Annotated in this window: 6 protein-coding genes; 2 read left to right on the top strand and 4 right to left on the bottom strand. The window is 39.8% G+C overall.

All coding sequences use genetic code 11. From position 1 onward, the window contains the following. Window positions 1–110: 110 nt before the first annotated feature. Window positions 111–1,538: a sugar transferase gene (locus VB797_RS23960; RefSeq protein WP_323240252.1), complete on the top strand. Its 1,428-nt coding sequence runs from the start codon at window positions 111–113 to the stop codon at window positions 1,536–1,538. A gap of 255 nt (window positions 1,539–1,793) precedes the next feature. Here the strand turns inward: VB797_RS23960 and pstB are convergent, their stop codons facing one another. The 4 genes from pstB to pstS all read right to left on the bottom strand — a co-directional run bounded on the left by pstB (window position 1,794) and on the right by pstS (window position 5,923). Next, window positions 1,794–2,573 (bottom strand): phosphate ABC transporter ATP-binding protein PstB, encoded by a 780-nt coding sequence (gene pstB, locus VB797_RS23955; protein ID WP_323240251.1) that lies wholly within the window; start codon window positions 2,571–2,573, stop codon window positions 1,794–1,796. Between the two features lie 77 nt (window positions 2,574–2,650). Continuing rightward, window positions 2,651–3,526, bottom strand: a complete 876-nt coding sequence (gene pstA / locus VB797_RS23950; protein WP_323240250.1) for a phosphate ABC transporter permease PstA — start codon at window positions 3,524–3,526, stop codon at window positions 2,651–2,653. A gap of 95 nt (window positions 3,527–3,621) precedes the next feature. Continuing rightward, complete coding sequence (gene pstC, locus VB797_RS23945; protein WP_323240249.1) at window positions 3,622–4,602, bottom strand: phosphate ABC transporter permease subunit PstC; 981 nt, start codon at window positions 4,600–4,602, stop codon at window positions 3,622–3,624. 280 nt (window positions 4,603–4,882) lie between these two features. Further along, on the bottom strand, window positions 4,883–5,923 hold the full coding sequence (pstS, locus tag VB797_RS23940) for a phosphate ABC transporter substrate-binding protein PstS (protein ID WP_323240248.1): 1,041 nt from the start codon (window positions 5,921–5,923) through the stop codon (window positions 4,883–4,885). A gap of 441 nt (window positions 5,924–6,364) precedes the next feature. Between pstS and VB797_RS23935 the strand changes: the two genes are divergently transcribed. Continuing rightward, window positions 6,365–6,909 (top strand): hypothetical protein (locus VB797_RS23935; RefSeq protein ID WP_416350923.1); only part of this gene is annotated, 545 nt, incomplete at its 3' end.

The following is a 6,909-nucleotide window of genomic DNA, read 5'->3' as shown; positions in this document are numbered from 1 at the left end:
CCGTCTTGCTCAGACCTTAAAATTTTACTCGGTGAGGTTAGTTTGCGAGCCAATCCAATTTTCAATATGACCTATTCATTTTCTATTTATTAACAGGAGATTTGATTATTGTGTCTTATATTAATGTAGCGATAGATAGCTTCAAACCGGACTTACGTTCGGCTAAAAGCGCAACTATACAGCGAGGGCTATTTATCCGGTTGCTGCGCGTAGCTCTACTGATATTACTTGATATTTCATCTTTAAGTGTCGCTTGGAATTTAACTGTTACCTATACTTCTTCATTGCAGTCTGAGTGGATAAAAAACCTACCATTTCTATTACTTAGTTTAGGAGTTCAAGTTGCTATTCTTGCGACCGCTGGTCTTTACCGAGCAGGTCTATACCGTCGTGATTATATAAGCATCGTTAAAGCAATTTCCTTATCATCGATACTGCAATTATTCATCACTTATATCTACGACTCAAGCACCTATATTGAGCGCTCCACTTATTTACTATATTGGTTAGTATCTATCGCTTGTATTTGTGCTGTCAGAAAAATATTCGATTTATCAACTAATTTTCTGCGTCAAAAGGGTATAATTCGTCATTCTATTTTTGCGATCGCAGATGCTCAACAAAAAGAGCAATTAGTGAATATTCTCGAAAAAGATAATTGTTATGCAGTCCAAGGTTTTGCCGATTCTAGCTGTCTCGATTGGGCTAATCGAGAAAAAACTTTTGCATATTTACGCAGCCAAAATGTAGAAGAAGTATTTATTTCCTGGGATTCGATTAAAAACCGCTCTTTTCTCTGCTGGCATTTCTATAATGCGGGAATTACCGTACATATCCTACCAACAGAAAACAAACTTCCTTTCTCCAAAACTCAGTTTAGTTTGATTGGAGAAATACCTTTTCCTACAATTACAGCACCAATTTTTGCTGGAACTGATTTCTGGATCAAACGATTATTTGACTTTTATTTCTCACTATTTCTAATAGTCTTGCTTGCACCCGTTTATTTATCGATCGCCATACTTATCAAGCTCGATTCTCCCGGCCCAATATTCTTCCGTCAAAAACGTATTGGTTTGCATCGTCGAGAGTTTCTGATTTGGAAATTCCGGACAATGATTACCGATGCCGAAAAAATCCAGGTTTCTTTAGAAGCTAAAAATGAAATGAAAGATGGTGTCTTTTTCAAAATGAAAGACGACCCAAGAGTAACTAGAGTCGGTGGGTTTTTACGTCGTTACAGCTTAGATGAATTACCGCAATTCTTTAATGTTTTAGTCGGTGAAATGAGTTTGATTGGTCCTCGACCTTTACCAATCCGCGATGTCCAAAAGTTTCAAACCAAACATTTTATTCGTCAAGAAGTTCTCCCCGGTATCACTGGATTATGGCAGGTTTCCGGACGTTCTGATATCGATAATTTTGATGATGTGATAAGATTAGATATGAGCTACATTGAAAATTGGTCAATATTGCTCGATCTGAGCATATTTTTACGAACATTCCAAGTTTTACTACAAAAAACTGGCGCTTATTAAAAAAAAAGCCCACAGGCTAGAAGCCTGGGGCTACATTTACCAAGCCCACCTGCGTGGGCTAGGAGAATTCCCGTAGCCCACGCAGGTGGGCTTTGTTTGTATAGCCGCACCCTTCGAGGGTGTCGGGTCAAATATTTGTTCAAAATAGGGATGCTCCCGTTTAATTATTGAATTAATTATTTAATTAGTTAATGTTTGATAAAATCGCCAAAAAACGGAGACTGCACCCTGAATAATATATGCAGTAGTTGTACCTTAACCGAAACGTCCAGAAACGTAATCGCGAGTACGTTGATCGATGGGATTATTGAATATTTGGTGGGTAGTGCCAAATTCAACCATTTGTCCTGCACGGCTCTCGTCGGTAGTAAAAAATGCTGTGAAGTCAGCTACCCGTTGAGCTTGTTGCATATTGTGAGTAACGATCGCAATCGTAAATTCACCGCGCAATTCCTTAATTAACTCTTCAATCTTCTGTGTTGCGATCGGGTCTAACGCCGAACAAGGTTCATCCATCAGCAACACTTTAGGTTTAATAGCCAAAGAACGAGCAATACACAAACGCTGTTGCTGACCCCCAGACAAACCCAAAGCAGATTTGTATATTTTATCCTTGACTTCATCCCATAATGCAGCCCCTCTAATTGCAGATTCGACAATACCATCTAATTCAGATTTAGGGCAATGTCTAGCAATGCGAATTCCATAAGCTACGTTATCGTAAATGCTCATAGGGAAAAGATTGGGCTTTTGGAAAACCATCCCGATTTGACGGCGCAGTCTGTTAATGTTAACGCGGGGAGAGTAAATATTTTGACCGAAAAATTCTACTTTTCCATCAATTCTGACATCAGATTCTAATTCGCCGATGCGATTTAGAGACTTAATGAAAGTTGATTTACCGCAACCGGAAGGACCAATTAATGCTGTAACTTGCTTCTGGTAAATATCTAGGGACACTCCTTGAAGTGCCTTGAAAGTACCGTAATAGAAAGCAAGATTTTTGACGGTAATGGCTGGAATTAAGTTGCTCATGGAGAAAGAAACTTTGACGATTATTCAAATAAACTGCAACTGAAGAAATCTGAAAGCGGGGACTTGAAATATTACCTTTACCTTTTTTTACTTATAATCACGCGAGAAAGAATATTTAACAAGAAGATTAGACCAACAAGTACAATCGAAGCAGTCCAAACTAATTGGAATTGTTGAGGGTCGTCTGCTTGATAGAAGCGATAAATTAATGCCGGTAGAGAAGCTGTAGGACGATCTAATCTGTCCGTCCAAAAATCGCTAAACAAAGCCGTGAAAAGTAGCGGTGCGGTTTCACCAGAAGCACGGGCGATCGCTAATAATGTAGCTGTGGTAATTCCGGGTAAACCAGCAGCTAGCACTACTTTAAAAGTAGTTTGGAAGCGGTTTCCCCCTAATGCAGCAGATGCCAAACGCAGATGATTGGGAACCAGTTTCAATACTTCTTCGGTTGTCAAAGCGATGATCGGCAGCATAATTACACCCAAAGCAAATCCACCCGCAACAGCGCTGAATTGCTTAGTTGTAGCAACAAAAACACCGTAAGCAAAGACACCGACAACAATTGAAGGTACGCCGGTCAGAATAGTGGTAAAAAAGCGCACAATTCCAGCAATCTTGGAATCTTTTCCAAATTCCGAGAGAAATATCCCGGTCATCACCCCAACTGGAATGCTAAATAATGAGCCAAGCCCAACCATTTTGATGGTACCAATAATCGCATTAGCAAATCCAAAATCGATGACTTGCTTGACAAACATCTCTGGTTTAAGGTTAGACAATCCTCGTGACAGAATCTCCCATATCAGTGAGAATAAAGGTAAAAGTGCCAAAAAGGTAAGTAAAAATGCAATAGCTGTCATTCCATATTGGAACACAAACCTTTCTGGTGTCAGAGGACTACATACTTCCCTAGCTACGGACAAATCTATTTGCGGACGTTTACTAGCACTCATTTCCCTCAACCCTACAGAAAAATTTTTCGATACGATTCGGCTTTCTTTACTACTGCTAATCTGGGCTTTTTACACAAAAAAACAGGCAATATTGATTACTTGTTCTTTCGCTTCAATAACTGAACTAATACCACAGCCGCGATGTTAACAGCTAGAGTCACAACAAACAAAATTAAAGCTAAATATGTCAAAGCTCCAATGTGTAAATCTGTTCCAGCTTCAGCAAATTCGTTAGCTAATATAGCCGGAATTGTATAGCTTGGATCTAGCAAGGAAATGCTAATAACTCCAGAGTTACCAATTACCATTGTTACAGCTATTGTTTCCCCTAAAGCGCGTCCTAAAGCCAGCATTGTAGCACTGACAATTCCAGAAAAACCACTAGGTAATAATACTCGGAAAATAGTCTCCCAACGAGTAGCACCCAAAGCCATTGAACCACTGCGATAATGTTGGGGAACTACCAACAAAACATCCCGGCTAATTGCTGCCATTGTTGGCAAAACCATGATAGCTAAAATAATTCCCGCAGTTAACAAATTATCACCGCTAGGGAAATCGGTTTTAAGCAATGGTATCCAGCCGAAATTTTTGGCTAACCCAGTTTGTAAAGGTACAAGGAAGGGAATTAAAATATAAACGCCCCACAAACCGATAATTACACTGGGAATTGCGGCGATTAATTCCACCATAAAAGCGATTGGCGATCGCACATAGGAAGGTAAGAAATCTTCACTAGTGACCAAGGCGATCGCCAACCCTACAGGTACGGCAATTAAAATCGCTAACAAGCTACTGACAAGCGTTCCGTAAATATAAGGTAATGCACCGTAAATTTCTTCTGGGACGTTCCATTCCTGGCTCCACAAAAATCCCAATCCAAATTTATCGATGGCTGGTTTTGCTTCCCCAAAAATGATATAAACCATCCACAGGAACAGAATTGCTACGAAGATTGCAAAACCGTGTACAACCCACTTGAACCCTTGCTCTAACCACAGATTTTTCGCATCAGTCGCGAAAATATCGAGCTTGTCATCAACTACTGAATTTGGTTGAACCGATGAATTAGCCATTACCCGTCATTTAGATTTTAGATTTTGGATTTTGGATTTTGGATTGAAAGAATTAGGAGTTAGGAATGAAGAGTTATAAATTTAAATCCCCTTGTACCCCCACTCGCTATCACCTTATCTTTATTTTCCAGCTAGATTCTACTATGCATTCCTAAAGATAAGGGTGAGCATTGCCCACCCCCTCTTCGTTCAATTAACTAGCAATTAGAAAAACAGAAGCTACAAGAATTTACTCTTTTACTCTTAATCAAAATTAAAAGCTTTTTGCTTCTGAACTCAATTACTTAACTTCGCTGTTTACTTGGTTGATAACGCGCTGTCTAACGCTAGCGGGAATGCTGGTATAGAGCAAATCATCGTTGAACTTTTGACCAGTACTTAATACCCAGAAGATCCACTTCTTAACAGCCGCAGCTTTAGCAGCTGTAGGGTACTTCTTGTAAATCATCATCCAGGTCAAACCAACGATAGGATAACCTTTAGAAGCATCTCCAACGAATACGCGGTAGTTAGCGGGGAAGTTAACGCTAGCCAAAGCTTCGTTAGCACCTTGCAAAGTAGGAGCAACAAACTGTCCGCTGCTGTTCTGAACCATAGCAGAATTAAGTCTGTTCAAGCGAGCGAACGAGTAGTTAACGTAACCGATAGAACCGCGAGTACGCTTAACCAAAGCAGCTACACCAGAGTTTTCCTTACCTCTTAAAACTCTGCTGAAAGTCCAGCGAGGACTCTGGGAAGTACCAATTCTTCCTTTGAAGTAGCCGCTGATGGTGCTGAGGTGGTTTGTGAAGATGAAAGTGGTTCCACTTCCGTCTGCACGTACTACAGGTGTAATAGCCAAGTTTGGCAAGTTAACACCAGGATTATCTTTTTTGATTCTAGAGTCGTTCCAGTTGGTGATATTGCCAGCGAAAATTAAAGGTAGAGTTGTGCGGGACAACTTGAGGTTAGCAACACCAGGAATGTTGTGAACAACGGAAACAGCACCACCTGCTGTAGGTACCAAGATTGTGCCACGGCTAACTTTTGCGATATCTGCATCGCTCATTGCTGCATCACTACCACCGAAATCAACGGTTCCACCGATAAAGTTACGGATACCGCAGCTAGAACCACAAGATGTGTAGTTTACTTGTAAGTCGGAGTATGTACTACGAACTTCACGAGCATATCTCTGATACAAAGGAGCAGGAAAACTAGCACCTGCACCAACTAAAGTTTCAGCTTGAGCAACTGCTGCGAAAACAGGGCTTAATACAACAGCAGCAGCAGCAACGGAAGAAGTTACGATTCTATTCAATGCGATCGCTTTAAAATTCATAGTTTCTCGATTTGGGGAGGATAGAGTTCACAGCGTCGGTTCCTACCACAAATACCCTACCCTTTTATCAGTTAAGAACTGTTAAAGAAAGCAGCAAATTAACTTTAAAGTATGTTTAAAGTTTGATTTTTAGGTAATAGTAATTATTCTTTTTTTAGAATAATTTAAAACATTTTTTTGATGAATAATAAGTAATTTAAACATCTATAATTAAACTAGCGGTTGTAGCCAAAAAAAACAATTAAAATTTAAAAAATGCTATGATTCATATATCGATATCCAGAATGCAATATTTGACTAATAAAGTATAGAGTATGAAACTTTGGGCTTGAGAATTCATGCTTTGTACTTCACAACAATTATCTGGTTTCGCTCTGTGCATCAATATTTTATTAAGTTTTTCTAGCCCGAAGTGCAATCCAGATTCCCAGAGCCAAATACATGATTAAGTCATTTCTTCTGAATAACTTGCTTGCTCCTTTACAACAAGTTTCCCCACAAATGTTGCTAGCTTCAGCAGCATTACATGGTTTGTTATTTACAGTACCAATACCTTCTAATTCGACCGATGCAGCTTCATCGAAAGACGCTGCTAATCTGTCAGAACCAGGAATGAATGAACCGTTATATAACCAAGATGGTTCTATTCTTGAGGAACCAGGGATGAATTCTTTGGGTGAAGGGAATCCGGTAACAATACCGGGAGAACCACCTTTAATAGGTTCGGAAAATGGTACCCTTCCAAATCCCGATTCAGCTTTGAATGAACCAGGTGGTTCTTCAAATGAGCCAGGTGTTTCTTTAAATGAACCGGGTATTTCTTCAAATGAGCCGGGTATTTCTTCAAATGAACCGGGTGTTTCTTTGAATGAACCAGGTAGCAATGGAGTATCATTCCCAGAGTTGCCAGCAGAAAGTAATAATACTAATCTAGGTGAACCACAACCACAGACTAATTTCACACCCTCCGAACCAGTTAACCTATT

Origin of the sequence: Rivularia sp. UHCC 0363, assembly GCF_034931125.1 — a bacterium.
In the GTDB taxonomy this organism is placed as follows: domain Bacteria; phylum Cyanobacteriota; class Cyanobacteriia; order Cyanobacteriales; family Nostocaceae; genus Rivularia.
This window is presented reverse-complemented; position numbering and strand designations above follow the sequence as displayed.